This is a genomic window from Glutamicibacter sp. NPDC055354, assembly GCF_053644955.1.
The window spans coordinates 1,538,082-1,554,243 of record NZ_JBSHMB010000001.1 but is presented as its reverse complement, the minus strand read 5'-3'; the positions used below and the strand labels follow the sequence as shown (position 1 = coordinate 1,554,243).

15 protein-coding genes are annotated in these 16,162 nt (G+C 63.6%); 6 read left to right on the top strand and 9 right to left on the bottom strand.

What is annotated here, in order from left to right; genetic code table 11:
- Positions 1-40: 40 nt before the first annotated feature.
- Together ACWICV_RS07275 and ACWICV_RS07270 are read right to left on the bottom strand one after the other, a co-directional pair.
- A complete protein-coding gene (locus ACWICV_RS07275) occupies positions 41-481 on the bottom strand; it encodes a hypothetical protein (RefSeq protein ID WP_365943179.1) in 441 nt (146 codons plus the stop codon).
- On the bottom strand, positions 465-2,387 hold the full coding sequence (locus ACWICV_RS07270) for a primary-amine oxidase (protein WP_454090564.1): 1,923 nt from the start codon (positions 2,385-2,387) through the stop codon (positions 465-467). The genes ACWICV_RS07275 and ACWICV_RS07270 overlap by 17 nt, the downstream gene beginning before the upstream one ends.
- 130 nt (positions 2,388-2,517) lie before the next feature.
- Here ACWICV_RS07270 and ACWICV_RS07265 point away from each other — a divergent pair, with 130 nt between their 5' ends.
- The 4 genes from ACWICV_RS07265 to ACWICV_RS07250 all read left to right on the top strand — a co-directional run bounded on the left by ACWICV_RS07265 (position 2,518) and on the right by ACWICV_RS07250 (position 7,121).
- Positions 2,518-3,111 (top strand): TetR/AcrR family transcriptional regulator, encoded by a 594-nt coding sequence (locus ACWICV_RS07265; protein ID WP_454090565.1) that lies wholly within the window; start codon positions 2,518-2,520, stop codon positions 3,109-3,111.
- 104 nt (positions 3,112-3,215) lie between these two features.
- Positions 3,216-4,139 (top strand): AraC-like ligand-binding domain-containing protein, encoded by a 924-nt coding sequence (locus ACWICV_RS07260; protein WP_332503671.1) that lies wholly within the window; start codon positions 3,216-3,218, stop codon positions 4,137-4,139.
- A 113-nt stretch (positions 4,140-4,252) separates the two neighbouring features.
- On the top strand, positions 4,253-5,683 hold the full coding sequence (locus ACWICV_RS07255) for an APC family permease (RefSeq protein ID WP_365943153.1): 1,431 nt from the start codon (positions 4,253-4,255) through the stop codon (positions 5,681-5,683).
- Between the two features lie 25 nt (positions 5,684-5,708).
- The gene (locus tag ACWICV_RS07250) at positions 5,709-7,121 is read left to right on the top strand and encodes an aldehyde dehydrogenase family protein (protein ID WP_454090566.1); all 1,413 of its coding nucleotides are present in this window, start codon (positions 5,709-5,711) and stop codon (positions 7,119-7,121) included.
- An 81-nt stretch (positions 7,122-7,202) separates the two neighbouring features.
- Here the strand turns inward: ACWICV_RS07250 and arr are convergent, their stop codons facing one another.
- Positions 7,203-7,613: an NAD(+)--rifampin ADP-ribosyltransferase gene (arr, locus tag ACWICV_RS07245; RefSeq protein ID WP_402473434.1), complete on the bottom strand. Its 411-nt coding sequence runs from the start codon at positions 7,611-7,613 to the stop codon at positions 7,203-7,205.
- A gap of 102 nt (positions 7,614-7,715) precedes the next feature.
- Between arr and ACWICV_RS07240 the strand changes: the two genes are divergently transcribed.
- A complete protein-coding gene (locus ACWICV_RS07240; RefSeq protein ID WP_454090567.1) occupies positions 7,716-8,531 on the top strand; it encodes a shikimate 5-dehydrogenase in 816 nt (271 codons plus the stop codon).
- A gap of 23 nt (positions 8,532-8,554) precedes the next feature.
- On the opposite strand, the gene ACWICV_RS07235 is transcribed toward ACWICV_RS07240, so the two are convergent.
- From ACWICV_RS07235 to ACWICV_RS07210, 6 genes are all read right to left on the bottom strand, one after another.
- Positions 8,555-9,010 (bottom strand): hypothetical protein, encoded by a 456-nt coding sequence (locus ACWICV_RS07235; protein WP_454090568.1) that lies wholly within the window; start codon positions 9,008-9,010, stop codon positions 8,555-8,557.
- 112 nt (positions 9,011-9,122) lie between these two features.
- A complete protein-coding gene (locus ACWICV_RS07230) occupies positions 9,123-9,599 on the bottom strand; it encodes an HtaA domain-containing protein (protein ID WP_286134134.1) in 477 nt (158 codons plus the stop codon).
- 91 nt (positions 9,600-9,690) lie between these two features.
- A complete protein-coding gene (locus ACWICV_RS07225; protein WP_454090569.1) occupies positions 9,691-10,128 on the bottom strand; it encodes a hypothetical protein in 438 nt (145 codons plus the stop codon).
- Positions 10,129-10,166: 38 nt separating this feature from the next.
- Positions 10,167-11,525: an FAD-binding oxidoreductase gene (locus tag ACWICV_RS07220; protein WP_454090570.1), complete on the bottom strand. Its 1,359-nt coding sequence runs from the start codon at positions 11,523-11,525 to the stop codon at positions 10,167-10,169.
- Between the two features lie 59 nt (positions 11,526-11,584).
- Positions 11,585-12,964, bottom strand: coding sequence for an aminotransferase class III-fold pyridoxal phosphate-dependent enzyme (locus ACWICV_RS07215; protein ID WP_454090571.1), 1,380 nt, complete (start codon positions 12,962-12,964; stop codon positions 11,585-11,587).
- Between the two features lie 5 nt (positions 12,965-12,969).
- Positions 12,970-14,472, bottom strand: coding sequence for a CoA-acylating methylmalonate-semialdehyde dehydrogenase (locus ACWICV_RS07210; protein ID WP_454090572.1), 1,503 nt, complete (start codon positions 14,470-14,472; stop codon positions 12,970-12,972).
- Positions 14,473-14,583: 111 nt separating this feature from the next.
- On the opposite strand from ACWICV_RS07210, the gene ACWICV_RS07205 reads away from it, so the two are divergent.
- Positions 14,584-16,110 carry a PucR family transcriptional regulator ligand-binding domain-containing protein gene (locus ACWICV_RS07205; protein WP_332485880.1) on the top strand — a complete coding sequence of 509 codons (1,527 nt, stop codon included), beginning with the start codon at positions 14,584-14,586 and terminating at the stop codon, positions 16,108-16,110.
- Positions 16,111-16,162 lie beyond the last annotated feature (52 nt).

The following is a 16,162-nucleotide window of genomic DNA, read 5'->3' as shown; positions in this document are numbered from 1 at the left end:
CTTCGAAACAGCAAAGCACTGCTTCGAAGACCGGGCCTGGTCATGCGGGAACCGCGACCGGTTTACCGCTAGTGAATTGATGCGCCCGTCCCGGGAAATGGCGGCTGAGCCAAGCCGCGCCGAACATCAGGAGGAATTCGGCGGCCGCAACTGCCAGCATCACCGGTGCATGCTGGGCGCCGTGCGCAGCGTGGGACGCGTGATGGCCGCCAAACCACGGCATGCCGATCACCATCGCCACATGGGCGGTGCCCATGAGCGCGCTCATCACCAGCAGGCGCAGGGGAGAACCGCCGCGCAGCACGCACCAGGAGCATTTGATGCACCACAAGGTCATGGCAAGCAATGCCAGGTTCCACCACAGGGAGTGCGGCATCAGAACCAGAACCAGCAGGTGGGTTGCGGCCAGGCCCAGCGACGCGGCTCCCAGGGCAATGTGTCCGGCCGGCACCCTGGCCGCATGGCTAGTCGCCGCTGCCACAGCAACCGTCTGATTCCTTGGTGGCGCAGCAGCCGTGCTGGACCGGGGCTGGAACATCAAGGACAGGGGAGCGGTCGAAGAAGCCCTCGGGGCGGATGGTGAAGCCAACGGTGTCCACAGGCATCATCGGCCAGTCCTCGGTCCGCGGGAAGTGGGTCAACGCGAAGGTGTGCCACAGGCTGATCTGCTCGCCGTCGATGTTCTTGTCGTCCTCGATCCACGAGCCAATGCCGTCAACGCCCGGGTTCTGGTTCACGAAGTCACCGGTTGGATAGCGGTGGCCGTCCTCCCGCTTGGTCACCCACAGGGCCTTGGAGGCGAATTCTGCGCGACGATGGATGGAGGATCCTTCGGCGGCCAGCAGGGTCGGCAGTCCCTGGGACATCAGCTTGTAGCCCACCGGCTTGCCGAGGTAGTTCTTCGAATCCGGGTTGGTCACCACCCAAGTGCGGCCGGCGGTCGGATTGCTATCGCGTACCGCCTGCTTCTCGGTAGCCAGCACCGTGTGGCTGCGGGTGAAGGCGTTGCCCCGGGGGTTCTCCTTGCTGATGGGCAGGCGCACGGCTTCTTCTTCGATGACGCGGCTGGGTCCGCCGTCCAGGGCGAAGTCCAGCCGGGCGCCGAAGATGTGCTGGTGGAAGGGCGCGCCCAGGCCAGGCGCCATTTCCGAGCAGTAGCGCTCGTCGAGCATGGCCGAGGTGAACACGATGCCGGTGGCCTTGGCCTCGAATTCGATGGTGCCGTCCAGGTACAGGTACCAGTAGAAGCCGTAGTCGTAGTTGCCCACGGTAGTGAAGAAGCTGATCACCAGGCGGCGGTTGCGGCGCGTGTACTTCACGCCTGACCAGTCATCGGCGTGCTTGGAGAGGATCGAGGCGTCTTCCTCGTGCATGCAGATGCCGTTGGTGATCTTCTGCGCATTGCCATCGGCGTCGGTGACCACAGGGGAGATGTAGTGGATTTCGCCCAGGCAGTCGCAGCCCAGCTCCAGCGAGTTGGCCAGGCGCCCGATCAGGTACTCGCCGGTGTCGAAGTAGTTCTGCCAGCTGCGCACCGGGGAAGGGTCCCCGTAGGGGACTACCATTTCCGCGATGGACGCACGATCCAGGATGCGGCGTTCGGTGCCCCGATCGTTGAAGGCGATGTTGTAGAGCACCAGCCCTTCACGCATGTCGAAACCGATATCCAGCGACCATTTCTCCCACTCGACGTGGTTGCCTGCGCTGACCGTGAAGCTGGCGCCCTCAGGCTGGGTGATCTCGATGGGCTTCTGGGTGGTGCGCACCGGGCCAGTGAGTTCCGGATCCGTGTAGTTGCCGTGGGTTTCGGGCACCGGGATGACTTCCAGGTCCAGCAACTGGTCGATCTTTCCGGCGATGGTGTCAATGTAAACCACCAGTCCATCAACGGGATGGGCCCAGGCGGAGTCTTCGGCGAAATCCTGGCGGAAGGCCAGGCCGCGCAGGATGCGGCGCCCGGCTTCTTGCGGGTACTCGTCCTCATAGACTCCTGCGGAGAGCGGGGCAACGCGCACCTGTTCTGGCGTCAGGTTGCGCTTGGCCAGAGCGGCCGCCCACTGCGGATCGGCAACCAGGATGGCCTCCACCATTTCGAATTCCTCCAGCAGCACGGGCATCTGCCCCACCTTGGCCGGATCCAGGTCGATGCGGGAGTGCACGGCCTGCCCGACCAAGTCCAGGACGACGTCCTTGGGTGAGTTGGCCAGCTTGTCCATGAGCATGACGCGGACAAAACGTCCGGGGCGGTCAGCGCGTGGATCCTCCAGGCCCATGTAGGCGATGCGGGTGTTCTCGGTGAAAAGCTGGTGGCTGACCAGCAATTCCTTGGCGGTGGCAATCTCTGCTTCGCTGAGCAGGGTGAAATCCGTGGTGGTGGTGATTGGCATGGGATTGGCTCCTTCGGCACTGAAGTGTGATCTGCGACATTTATTATTCTCTAGTTGTAGAGAATACGGACGGGGTCAATGTGACGCAAGCCCTTGCCTGAAATAAATTGTTTTTCGCTAATCTTGAACCATGCCGAAAATCGTGGACCATGATCAGCGTCGCCGGGAGATTGTCGAAGTCACTTGGCGATTCATTGCCCGCCAAGGCATCGAGAAGCTGAATCTGCGTGACTTGGCGGCCGCAGCCGGCTATTCGAATGGCGCCTTCAAGCCCTACTTCCCGACGCGCGATTCGCTGCTGGTTGCCACGTTCCGCTACGTGGCCGAGGCTACCGACCGGCGCATCGCCCGCATGTGCCAGGGGCAAGCCGGGCTGGGTGCGCTGGAGGCGTTCTCGCGCGAAGTGCTCCCGCTTGATGAGCTGCGGCGCAATGAAGCCCGCATTGCTGTGCACTTCTGGCATCTGGCCCTCGGGGACCGTGCGCTGGCTGCGGTCAATGCGCAAACCATGGACCGGTGGCGCGAGCTCATCGACCAGTGGCTTGGGCAGCTGCTGGGTCCGGAGCATCCCGCGGCGCGTGTTGCCCGCGACTCGATGATCAATTTCCTGATGGGCGCTCAGGCCAGCAGCGTGCTCGATGAAGCTGTCAACACTGCCGAGTCGCTCGAAGCGCAGCTGCAATACCGCCTGGATGCGTTGCGCCGCCTGCACCCCCAGAGCTAGGCGGATATTCTCCGCGCGAAGAAAATAGTGACTTTTCGCTTCGCTCGGCGTACTCTCATTCGTGATGCCCGACACAGTTGATGGGCTTCAATGGGGAGGCAAGCATGTACCAACTTCAGCACGTCGATTCGTTCACCGCGTGGTCGCGGCTCATTTCCGACGCCTTCGTCAGGCTGCAAAGCGAGCAGATTTCCAGCGGCCACTTCACCGCCACGCTGGGTGCCAATATGCTCGGCGATATCGGTTTGATGCGCATACATGCCAAACCCCACGCAGTGCAACGAACCGAGAACCTGACTTCCAGCGGCGACGGGGATTTCTACAAGGTCTCCTACCAGCTCGATGGCTACGGGCTGCTGATCCAAGACGGTCGCGAGACCCTGCTGGCGCCAGGGGACCTGGCGATCTATGACACGCAGCGCCCCTACACCCTGGCCTTTGAAAAGCCGGCGTCGGTGCTCGTCGCATTGGTTCCCCATGGTCTGTTCCGCCTGTCCCAGCAGCAGGTCGGCCAGCTCACCGCCGTCGCCCTGAGGCAAACCCACCCGCTATCGGGAACCGTCGCCCCGCTGCTGCGCCATCTTGGCGCCAATCTGTCCCAATGGGATGAATTCGGCGGCTACCAGCTGGCGCGCAATACCGTGGACCTGCTGGCAACTGCCCTGGGCGGGGCGCTGGGCGCCGAGTGCCATGGCGATGCCAAGGAGCGGCAGCGCGAATTGGCCACCAGCTACATCGGCGCGCACCTGGATGATCCCGACCTGGGACCTGCACGCATCGCTGCCGCCCACTTCATGTCCGTGCGCAGCCTGCACGCGCTTTTCGAGAACCAGCCGCTCAGTGTTGCCGCCCTGATCCGCCATCTGCGGATGCGCGAGGCCGCGCGCCTGCTGCGCGACCCGCTGCTGGCCGAACTGCCCGTCCAAGCCATCGGGTCCCGGGTCGGGATTGCCGATGCGGCCGGATTCAGCCGCATGTTCTCCAAGGAATTCGGTTCCACCCCGGGCAAATACCGCTGCGCCGGCTGAGGCGCAGGACACTCTTGTGCACGCGGAGCCAATGGTCCTGCACTCAATGCCAAGGACAAGCCCGAGCACTTGGGCGATGCTGATATCCAAGCACTCGGCAAATGGGGGATCGAATGGGACTCGAACAACGCACACTGACGGTGCCGGCTCTGGTCGTGATGATCATTGCCGCCAGCGCACCGCTCACCGCCGTGGCTGGCGGCGTGACTACCAACTACGCGGTGACCGGCATGGAATCCGTGCCGCTGTCCTTCCTCATGGTCGGTGCCATCCTGCTGGTTTTCAGCATCGGCTACACCGCGATGAGCCGCTACATCCCGAACGCCGGCGCCTTCTACGCCTACATTGCCCAGGGGCTGGGGCGGGCATTGGGCGTGGGAGCGGCAATGGTCGCCCTGGTCAGCTACAACCTCATGCAGATCGGCATCTACGGCATGTTCGGATTCGCCGCGGCATCCTTTGCCAATGCGTCCTTCGGCACCGCCATCCCATGGTGGGCCATGGCCCTGGCCGCCTGGGCAGTTGTCGGCTTCCTGGGCATGAACCGGGTCGACTTCTCCGTCAAGATCCTGGGCATCGTCGTGGCCGCAGAATTCCTCGTCGTCATCATCTACAACATCATGGCCTTCGTGCTGGCTCCCGAAGCGCCGCAGCCGGCCGCATCCTTCAACATGGCTGACGCCATCGCACCGGGCATGGGCGCCGTCATGGCCTTCACCATCGCCGCTTTCATGGGCTTCGAATCCGGAACCATCTACAACGAAGAGGTCAAGGATCCAGCACGCACCGCCCGGCGTGCCACGATGATCGCGGTCGTCATCATCGCCTGCTTCTACGCGTTTTCGGCCTTCGCCGTAGCTGTCGGCGAAGGCGCCTCGAACGTCATCGGCGCTTCGGCAGAATTCGGCCCCGACCTGATTTTCGCGTTCTTCGGCGCCAACGCGCCAGCCTGGTTCGTCGATCTGGCCAACATCCTGTTCATCACCAGCCTGTTCGCCGCGCTGCTGGCCTTCCACAACGTCATTGCCCGCTACTTCTACTCCATGGGCCGCGGCGGGGCGCTGCCGAAGTTCCTTGCCGCAACTTCGCGCACCACCCACGCCCCCGTTGCAGGCTCGCTGGCGCAGTCCACCCTCGGACTGGCGGTTATCGCCGTCTTCGCGGTGATCTCGCATGGCAAGGATCCGATGTATGTCGTGTTCACGATGTTCACCTGGATGACCAACTCGGCGGCCTACGGGCTGGTGCTGCTCATGGCACTGACCTCTTTTGCCGTCATCGGATACTTCAAGGCGAACCGCAGCGGAGAATCCCTGATAACCCGGGTGATCGCTCCGCTGGTCTCGGGCATCGCCCTGGTCTATGTCTTCGCTCAAATCGTCATCAACTTCGAAATCTTGCTTGGCATGGCAGAACCGGGAATGCTCGGTTATGTGCTGCAAGGCATCGTGATCCTGCCTGGCCTCATCGCATGGGTGCTGGCACTGGTCATCCGCTCGTCCAAACGGCGTGCACCGATGGCCGAAAAACTTCCCGTCACCTAACAACTCATTACCAAGGAGCTCAAAGATGGCTTACGCAAACGCCCAAGAACTGCTGGATGCGATCCAGCCAGCAACCGGTGGCACCGAAATCCTGGACCCGGCAACCGGTGAACTGGTTGGCCGTGTTGCCGAGCAGAGTGCCGCCGATCTCGACGCGGCCGTTGCCGCCGCAAAGTCCGCCCAGCCGGCCTGGGATGCCTTGGGCCACGACGAGCGCAAGCGCGTGCTTAATGCGGCCGCGGACAATATCGAAGCCAATGCGGAAGCGCTCGCCGAGCTGCTCTCCCGTGAGCAGGGCAAGCCGCTGAACGGGCCGAATGCGCGCTTCGAGGTCGGGGGAGCAGCCGCCTGGCTGCGCGCCGCCACCGCTTACGAAATCGAGCCGGAAGTGGTCGTGGACGACGGCGAAACCTATGCAGCCAAGCACTTCCGCGCACTGGGCGTAGTGGGCGCCATCGGCCCGTGGAACTGGCCCATGATGATCTCCATCTGGCAGCTGGCTCCGAGCTTGCGCATGGGCAACACCGTGGTGATGAAGCCCAGCGAATACACCCCGCTCTCGGTCCTGGCCCTGGTCCACGTGCTCAACGAAGTGCTGCCAGCAGACGTGCTGAAGATCGTGGCTGGCGGACGCGAGGTCGGCGAGAGGCTCTCGGGCCATCCGGATATCGCCAAGATCATGTTCACCGGCTCCACCCGCACCGGCAAGGCCATCATCCGCTCCTCGGCCGATACCGTGAAGCGCCTGACCATGGAACTGGGCGGCAACGACGCCGGCATCGTGCTCGGAGACGCCGATCCGCAGGCCATCGCCGAAGACCTGTTCTGGGGTGCCTTCATCAACACCGGCCAGACCTGTGCCGCGCTCAAGCGCCTGTACGTGCCCGAATCGATCTACGACGCGGTGTGCGATGCACTGGCCGGCGTCGCCGCGCAGATGCCCATGGGTGTCGGCCTCGACGAGAACAACGTGCTCGGCCCGCTGCAGAACAAGGCCCAGTACGACATTGTCGCTTCCCTGGTCAAGGATGCCGTGGATTCCGGTGCCAAGGTGCTGCTCGGTGCCAACCCCGATGAAAACGCGGCCGGCTACTTCTACCCGACCACGCTCATTGCCGACATCGACCCGGGCAACCCGCTGGTGGTCGAGGAGCAATTCGGCCCGGCCCTGCCGATCATCAAGGTCAAGGACACGGCCGAAGCGGTCAAGCACGCCAATGCCCTGGAAGTCGGGCTCGGAGCCTCGGTATGGAGCAGCAACCGGGAGAAGGCACTGGAAGTCGCGGCGCAGATCCAGGCAGGCACCGTGTGGATCAACTCGCACGGCACCATCGACCCGCGCATTCCATTTGGCGGCGCCAAGCAGTCCGGTTACGGCCTGGAATTCGGTATTGACGGCTTGAAGTCCCTGGCCCAGCCGCAGATCATCAAGGGCTGACGGAGACTGCGTTCTCCAGCATTCCCCGGCGGTGCTCGGTGCCTATCCAGGCATCGGACACCGCCTATTTGCGTGCGAAGGCTAGTTGATGATCTCGGCAGTGGGGTCATCGGCGATCCTTGCGATGCGTACACGCCAGCTTTGCAAGGCTTCGGGCGACAGCCGGGTCCAATCGTGGACTTCACGGATCACCCGTACGGGGTGCGCACTGCGGTAGGAGCGCGTGGGGTTGCCCGGGAATTTCTTGTCGGTGACATTCGGGTCATTTTCATACGCCCCGGTCGGTTCCACTTCATAGACATGGGCGGTCCCCTCCAGGGCCGCAATTTCGGCGGCCAACCCCGCGCCATCGGCAAATGCGGTGAAGTAGATGTGGTTCATGATGATTTCCGGACGATAATTCGACGGGAATCCGGCAGTCAAGACTTCTCCTGGCTGCAGTTCGGCTTTCGTGCCGTGGAAGAACGGGCCGTCATCAAGTTCGTTGTTCATAGGCCAAGACGCTAGTCGCCATTGCCGGTTCATGAAAGGATCCGCCGCGTATCGCCACGTATATTGGGAAGTGAACCGACGACAGTATTTGGAGAGCAACGCGTGCCTATTTTGAACAAGGACATGACCCTATGCATTTCGTTATCTGGTCGACCATCTAATATCGGCACCCGGTTCCATAATTACCTGTATGAAGAACTCGGGCTGAACTTCATCTACAAGGCCTTCTCGACCGAAGACCTCGCTGGTGCCATCGCTGGGGTCCGGGCCTTGGGCATTCGTGGCTGTTCGGTATCCATGCCTTTCAAGGAAGGCGTGATGAACATGGTCGATGAGATTGAGCCTTCGGCCAAGGCAATCGACTCGGTGAACACCATCGTGAATACCAACGGGCGACTGGTTGCTTCAAATACCGACTTCGAGGCGATCGCGACGCTCATCGAACGCCACCAGCTGGATCCTGAAAGTTCCGTGCTTGTCCGAGGCTCCGGAGGAATGGCCAAGGCCGTCGTGGCCGCCTTCCGCGAAGCCGGATTCAACGACCTGACGGTGCTGGCACGTAACGAAGTTTCCGGCCAAGCCTTAGCTGACAAATACGGTTACCGATTTACCAGTGCTGACCCGGCTCCAGGACACCAGATTCTTGTGAACGTAACGCCGCTGGGCATGGACGGAGCCCAGTCTGAGGAGCACGCATTTAGCACCCAGCAGATTGAAGCCGCACGAACCGTCTTCGACGTGGTGGCTTTCCCAAGTGAAACACCATTGATCCGCGCAACACGAACTGCTGGCAAGCAGGTGATTACCGGGGCAGAAGTCATCGCCCTGCAGGCCGCGGCGCAGTTTCAGAAGTACACCGGCCACGCACTAAGTGAAGAGCAGGTATTGCGTGCCTCAGAATTCTCCCGGGAATCCTGAAGCCCCGAATATCAGTACGCGCCCTAGTTGGCGGTATGCACCTGGCTTATGATGTTCTTTCCACGAAAAAATACCATCAGCAGGACGAAGAACGCGATCGGCAAGAGCACGATCAATCCCATGGATAGCAACTGGAAGAATTGCGTGTTCAATGCAATTCCATTCGTGATCGGTACACCGTTCTCGGGCATGTAGTCGGCGTACCTTGCAGGCCTGGATGTCGCCCACAAGATGAAGAACCGGAAGATGAATGCACCTGCCGCGGTGATGGCGAGCGAGGGAAGCAGAAGTGACTGGTTGTCGGCACTTGTGCGCCTTATTTGGCATATACGGGCGAAGACCGATATTAGTGCCGAAGCGCCTAGACCCAGCGTGATGATCTGCAATAACCACGAAGGAGCCATGACGAAAGACAAAGCCATCATCGCCATGCTCAGTGCAGTCAGGATTCTGATCTTCGACAGGAAAGTTCTAGACATGATCCGAACCTACCTTGCTAAATGAAGAAAACCAGCCCCGGCAACTGAACACGGGTGATAGATATGCCAATGGCCCGGCACTTTCGTGCCGGGCCCTGTTGCTGGTGAGCTGCTAACCGCGCAGCACGACCTCGACTTCTTCCATCTGCTGGCCGGCAGGGTACTGGCCGTTGAACAGCTTCGAACCTGCCTCGGTGAGCACCGCCGAGAAGCGGGTCTTGACCAAGCCGAAAGCGTTCGAAACGCTGGTTTCGGTGAGCTCGGCAATGGCAACGCGTTCGCCGGCTTCGTCGATCGTGAGGCTGATGTTCTCGTCATGGTTCACGATGCGCGGTTCAAAGAGATCCAGCTTCATCATGCCGCCGTGCCCGGAGAAGGACACACGCCCGTTGAACCAGATTTCGTTTTCCGGTACCTCTGCAGCGGGGGAGACGGGGAACGCCAACGCGTTGCCTGCCTGCCATACCCCGTTGGCAGCTTCAATGCGTCCGTCGGCGAGGGAAGAAATATAGCTCACGAACGAGGTTTTCAGACCCCATTCAAGATGCGGCTGGAACGGATCGCCTGCTGGCGCACCACTTCCGGTCATTGTCTTTTCCCTCCACAGGATATCGGCGTGAAAATATGCTGTGGCCAGTATTTCATACTGAAGTTGGATCATGGCGACAGTTCTCTGCCAGCTAATCCTGCGTCATCTTCGGTTCAACTAGTGGACGGTAGGCAGACTGCATTGAGATCTGGGCATCCACGTAGCTGGTGCCATCGGCAAAGGCGATATCTGCTGTTGCCCACGACCCGTTCCAGTACTTGATCTCCAACTCGGTCGGCGAATATTCCTTCTGGACGTTCGCCACGAGGTTGCTCATCGCGGTGTTGTAGCCGGTGATGCCCATGAGCAGGCAGATGGCCGTTGCCACCACAGCAATTCCGGCAGAAATGAACTCGGTGCGGATGGATGCGCGTCGCGCATAAGTCTGCTCCCCGTCACGCAGGCGGGTGAAGCCGTTGCGTCGGATCAGGGCGTGGATGATCAAGGGCAACCCGATCAGCAAGAAGATCACAGAAGCCGCCAGCGACACGAGAGGAAGGCTGAAGTCCACCGGTAGATACTCATCCATGTATTTACCCTACCCATGTCAGCGGATGACTTCTAGGGTTAAATCGCCTTGCCCGGGTTCAAGATGCCCTGTGGATCGAACACCGCGCGCACCCGTCGCTGCAGCGCAAGCGAGGTTTCCCCCAGCTCCTGGGCCAGCCAATCCTGCTTGAGCAAACCGATGCCGTGCTCGCCGGTGAGCGTGCCGCCCAGGAACTTGGCGAGGTGGAACATGTCTCCCAGCGCGGCCTTCGGCGCGCCGCTGGTGATGGATTGGCCTTCAGGCACCACGATGATCGGATGCAGGTTGCCATCGGCGGCATGGGCGATAGTGAAGATCGATACTCCGCGTTCATCCTCGATGCGCTGCAGGCCGGCGAAGGCTTCGGCCAAGCGATTGCGCGGCACGCCGATATCGCAGATCGAGGCGGTGCCCAGCAGCTCCATGCTCGGGATCGCCTGGCGACGGGCTTCGATCAGCGCCTGTGCTTGCTCCTGGTCCGTGGCGATCTCGATGTGCGCGGCCAGCGGGGCGATCGCATCCTGCAGCGCCTGCATTTCCAGCTGCGCGCCGTAGCCGTCGGTCTGCGCGAGCAGCAAAGCACCGCCGCGCGCTTCGTGATCCGTTCCGAGCGCCGCATCCACTGCCTTCAGGGTCTTGCCGCACATCAGCTCCAGCACCGAGGGGGCCAGCCGTTCGGCGATCACCGCCGAGACGGCCTTTGCCGCGGTATCCTCATCGGGGAAGTAGGCGACCAAGGTGGAGGTGTGCTTGGGCTTCGGGCGCAGGCGCAGCAGCGCTTCAACCACAATGCCCAAGGTGCCTTCCGAACCGATCATCAGCGCATTCATGTCATAGCCGGCCACGCCCTTGATGGTCCGCCGCCCGGTACGCAGCAACTGCCCGTCGGGCAGCACCACCAGCAAGCTGAGCACCGACTCGCGGGTCACCCCGTACTTGGCGCACCACATGCCGCCGGCGTTGGTGGCGATATTGCCGCCGATCGAGCAGATCGCTGTACTGGCAGGATCCGGGGCGTAGAACAGCCCGTGCTCGCCGGCGGCCTGGTTCACCGCCGCATTGAGCACGCCGGGCTGCACCACCGCGGTGGCTTCCACCGGATCGATTTCCAGGATCTTGTCCATTCGGGACAAGTCGAGCACGATCTGCCCGGCCTCGGCGCTGGCCCCTGCCGCCAGCCCGGTGCCGGCCCCGCGCGGGACGATCGTGGCGCCATGCTTGTGGGCCAACTGCATCGCCAGCACCACATCATCGATGTCCTGCGCGAAGATCACCCCGTCGGCAAAGGTCGGGGGCACATAGCCGGAGCGGTCCACGCTGGCCTGCTTGCGGTCCTGCTCATCGAGCGAGGCCCGGGGATGGGCGCATAGCACTGGACTGGTCGCCACGGTAGTCATCTCGATCTCCTTTGAATGCAGAACTGGCAGGACAGCTGAACTGTCCTGCCAGATCGGTGCTATTGAACGAACGTGTCGGCGACGGCCAAGGCCTGCTCGAGGCGATCCAGTGCTTCGATCAGCACGTCGTCCTCGATATTCATCGCCGGCACCACATGCAGCCGGTTGAAGTTCGCGAAGGGCAGCAGCCCTGCGGCCTTCGCGGCGGCAACCACCTGGTTCATCTCCGGGCTGCTGCCTCCATAGGCGGCCAGCGGCTCGCGGGTTTCCCGGTTCTTCACCAGCTCGATCGCCCAGAACACGCCGGTTCCGCGCACCTCGCCCACGCTCGGGTGCTCGGCGGCGAACTGCGCCAGGCGCGGCCCGATGATTTCCTCGCCCAAGCGCTTGGCGTTCTCCACCATGGCCTCGTCCTCCATCGCGGTGATGGTGGCTACCGCCGCCGCGCAGGCCAGCGGGTGGCCCGAATAGGTCAACCCGCCCGGGTAGACCCGCTCGCGGAAGGTCTCGAAGATTTCCGGGCTGATCGCCACCCCGCCCAGCGGCACGTAGCCGGAATTCACGCCCTTGGCGAAGGTCAGCAGGTCCGGCACCACCCCGGCATGGTCCACCGCGAACCATTGCCCGCTGCGCCCGAATCCGGCCATCACCTCATCGGCGATGTACACGATGCCGTGCTTCTTAGTCAGCTCGCGCACGCCCTGCAGGTACCCCGGAGGCGGCAGGTAGATGCCGGCGGTACCCGGAATGCTCTCCAAGATGATCGCGGCAATAGTGCCCGGGCCTTCGAGCAGGATCGTGTCCTCCAGGTGCTTCAGCGCCCGGGCCGTCTCCTCCTCGAGGGTGCTCGAATTGAAGTAGGAGCGGTACGGGTAGGCCGGGAAGAAGCGCACCACCCCATCGGTGGCGTGGTCCGAGGCGAAGCGCCGCGGATCCCCGGTGAGGTTCACCGCCAGGTGGGTGCCGCCGTGGTAGGAACGGTACGCGGAGAGCACCTTGTGCTTGCCGGTATGCAGCCGCGCCATGCGCACCGCATGCTCCACTGCATCGGCACCGCCATTGGTGAAGAAGATCTTGTCCAGCTGCCCGGGGGTGTGCTTGGCGATCAGCCGGGCCGCCTCAGAGCGCGCATCATTCACATGCTGCGGGGCGATGGTGGCCAGCTTGCCGGCCTGCTCCTGGATCGCGGCGATCACCTTCGGGTGCTGGTGCCCGATGTTCGTGTTCACCAGCTGGCTGGAGAGGTCGATCAGCGCGTTGCCCTCGCCGTCCCATACCCAGGAGCCTTCGGCCTTCAGGATGGTCATCGGGGCGAACGGCCCCTGGGCCTGCCAGGAGTGGAAGACGTGCTTGCGGTCCAGCTCGTAGGCGTGCTGGCCAGCGGCGATATCCGCTGCGGAAACGCCCTGCGTCAGTGGCTGTGTCAGTGGTTCAGTCATGGGTATCAGTCATTCTGCGGGAAGCCGAGGTTGATGCCGCCGTGGCTGGGATCCAGCCAGCGCTTGGTGATCACCTTGTTGCGGGTGAAGAACTTGAAGCCCTCCGGGCCGTAGGCGTGCTGGTCGCCGAACAGCGAGGCCTTCCAGCCGCCGAAGGAGTGGTAGCCCACCGGTACCGGGATCGGCACGTTGACCCCGACCATGCCCACCTGGATCTCGTCCTCGAAGCGGCGGGCCGCGCCGCCGTCGTTGGTGAAGATCGCGGTGCCATTGCCGTACGGCGAGGAGTTGATCAGCCCGATGCCCTCGTTGAAGCTCTCCACGCGCACCACCGAGAGCACCGGACCGAAGATCTCCTCGGTGTAGATGGACATGTCCGTGCCCACGCGGTCGAACATCGTCGGGTGCAGGAAGAAGCCCTCGCCATCGGCGTCCACGGTGCCGGTGCGGCCATCGAGCACCAGGTCCGCGCCGGCGGAGATGCCGGCCTCGATGTATCCGGCCACCTTCGCCTTGTGCTCGCCGGTAATCAGCGGGCCCATGTCGCAGCCGCGGGTGCCATCGCCCACGCGCAGCGTCTTGGCACGTTCGGCGATCTTGGCCACCAGCTCATCGGCAATGGTGTCGATCGCGACGACCACGGAGATCGCCATGCAGCGCTCGCCGGCCGCGCCGAAGCCTGCGTTGACCGCCATGTCGGCGGCCAGGTCCAGGTCGGCATCCGGAAGCACCAGCATGTGGTTCTTCGCGCCGCCAAAGGCCTGCACCCGCTTGTTGTGCGCGGTGCCGGTGGAGTAGACGTACTGCGCGATCGGGGTGGAACCCACGAAGGACACGGAGTTCACGCGCGGATCGGTCAGCAGGGTGTCCACCGCCTCCTTGTCGCCGTGCACCACGTTCAGCACGCCCTCGGGCAGGCCGGCCTCGGTGAACAGCTCGGCCAGCCAGTTGGCGGCCGACGGGTCCTTCTCCGATGGCTTGAGCACCACCGCGTTGCCGGCGGCGATCGCTACCGGGAAGAACCACAGCGGCACCATGGCCGGGAAGTTGAAGGGGGAGATGATGGCCGAGACGCCGACCGGCTGGCGCATGGACTGCACGTCGATGCCGGTGGAGGCGTTCTGCGAGAACTCGCCCTTGAGCAGGTAGGGGGCGTTGCAGCACAGCTCGACGACTTCCAGGCCGCGGGCCACTTCGCCCAGCGCGTCGTCCAGCACCTTGCCGTGCTCGGCGGTGATGATCGCGGCCAGCTCGCCCTTGCGCTCGGCCAGCAGCTGGCGGAAGTTGAACATGATCGCGGTGCGGCGGGCCAGCGAGGTGTCGCGCCACTTCGGGAAAGCCTCGGCGGCTGCGGCGATCGCATGCTCGGTGGTGGCCTTGGAGGCCAGCGCAACCTGGCGGGTGACCTCGCCGGTGGCGGGGTTGTAGATCTTGCCGGTGCGGTCATCGGCGGAGTAATTGGCGTTGTTGATCCAGTGCTGCAGGGTGCCGGTCAGCGTTGCGGTCATCGTATCGGCCTTTCGAAGTTGGGTGCCTGCCTTCATCATGGGTCATGGATGTGAGGGACGACACCATCACTGTGTCATGATTTAAGCACTAGTGCTGACGGAGTGTAAAAAATGCTGACGGTAGACGAGGTACTGCACCTGCCGGTGGTCCAAGCCGCCGACCCCCAGGTGCTCTGCGGAACAGGGATGGACGCGCCGCTTCGCTGGGTGCACGTGACCGAATCCACCGAGAACATCGACCTGCTGCTGGGCCGCGAGCTGATCCTCACGACCCTGCGCAACGTGAGCGACGTGCGCGCCTTCATCACCGCGCTGCGCGAGGCCGGGGCCGTCGGGGTCATCATCGAGGACCTTTCCGGCGCACCGCTGGACGTCGCCGACCTGGGCCTGCCGGTCATCGCCCTGCGCACCACCACCCGCTTCGTGTCCATCACCGAGGTCATCCACCAGAAACTCGTCGCCGAGCAGCTCGAGGCCGTCCAGTTCTCCCGCACGGTGCACGAAATCTACACCGGGCTCTCGCTGACCGAGGCCGACGAAGCGCAGATCGTGGACCGCACCGCGCAGCTGCTCTCGGCCCCCGTGGTCCTGGAAGATGTCCGCCACCACGTGCTCGCCCAGTCCGGCGCGCAACTGGAACACTGGATCACCCGTTCGCGCTTCGTCGGGTTCCTGGAGCACACTGGACGCGCCACCGGCACCGAGAACTGGCTGCAGACCCCGGTCGGCGCGGTCCGCAGCCGCTGGGGGCGGCTGATCGTCCCGGCCGTGCTGGAGGACGACGACCGCGCGGCCCTGGTGCTGGAACGGGCCGGCCAGGCGCTGACCATCGCCCGCCTGTCCGGGCGCGACCAGCGCGAGCTGCTCTACCAGGCGCGCACCTCCACGCTGCACGAACTGCAGGCCGGGCACAGCTACAGCGACAAGGACATCGCCATCCGCACCCAGGCCCTGGGCCTGGCCGCCGCCCCCTACTATGTCCCGGTGGTCATCTCCCTGGCCGGTTCCGGCACGCCGACCGAAACCCAGCTGGCCGACCGCGCCCTGCTCGAAGTGCTCGACCAGCTGGCCGACACCCTGCACCTGGGCATCCTGGCCGGCTCGCTCAAGCCCGGGTACCTGGGGCTGATTCTGCCGCTGCGCGCCCGCGAACTGCTGGACTCCACCCTGCAGGGCTTCACTCGCCGCCTGGCCGAGCAGCTCACCGCGCCGGTGGCCATCGGCGTGGGCCCCGAAGGCACCCTGGCTACCAGCATCGCCGGGCTGGAGGAAGCCGCGCAGGTCGCGCAGATCGTCCCGCACCTGCCCACCCGCGCCCAGCCCTACTACCGCTTCGCCGACCTGCGCCTGCGCGGGGTGCTCTCGGCCATGGGCAGCGACCCGAAGCTGCGCACCTTCGCGCTGGCCGAGCTCTCCGGCCTGCTCAACCCGCTCGACCTGGCCGCCCTTGACCTGCTCGATCTCTACCTGGCCCACGGCGGGAACAAAACCGCGCTGGCCAAGGCCGGCTACCTCTCGCGGCCCACCCTCTACTCCCGGCTGGCCAAGCTCGAAGCCAAGCTCGGGGTGCAGCTGGACTCCGCCGAATCCCGCGCCTCGCTGCAGGTGGCGCTGCTCTGGTACCGCATGCACGGCTGAGCTATCCACACTTGGCTCCCGGTGAGAAAACCCCGCAGGACGCCGCAGGCAT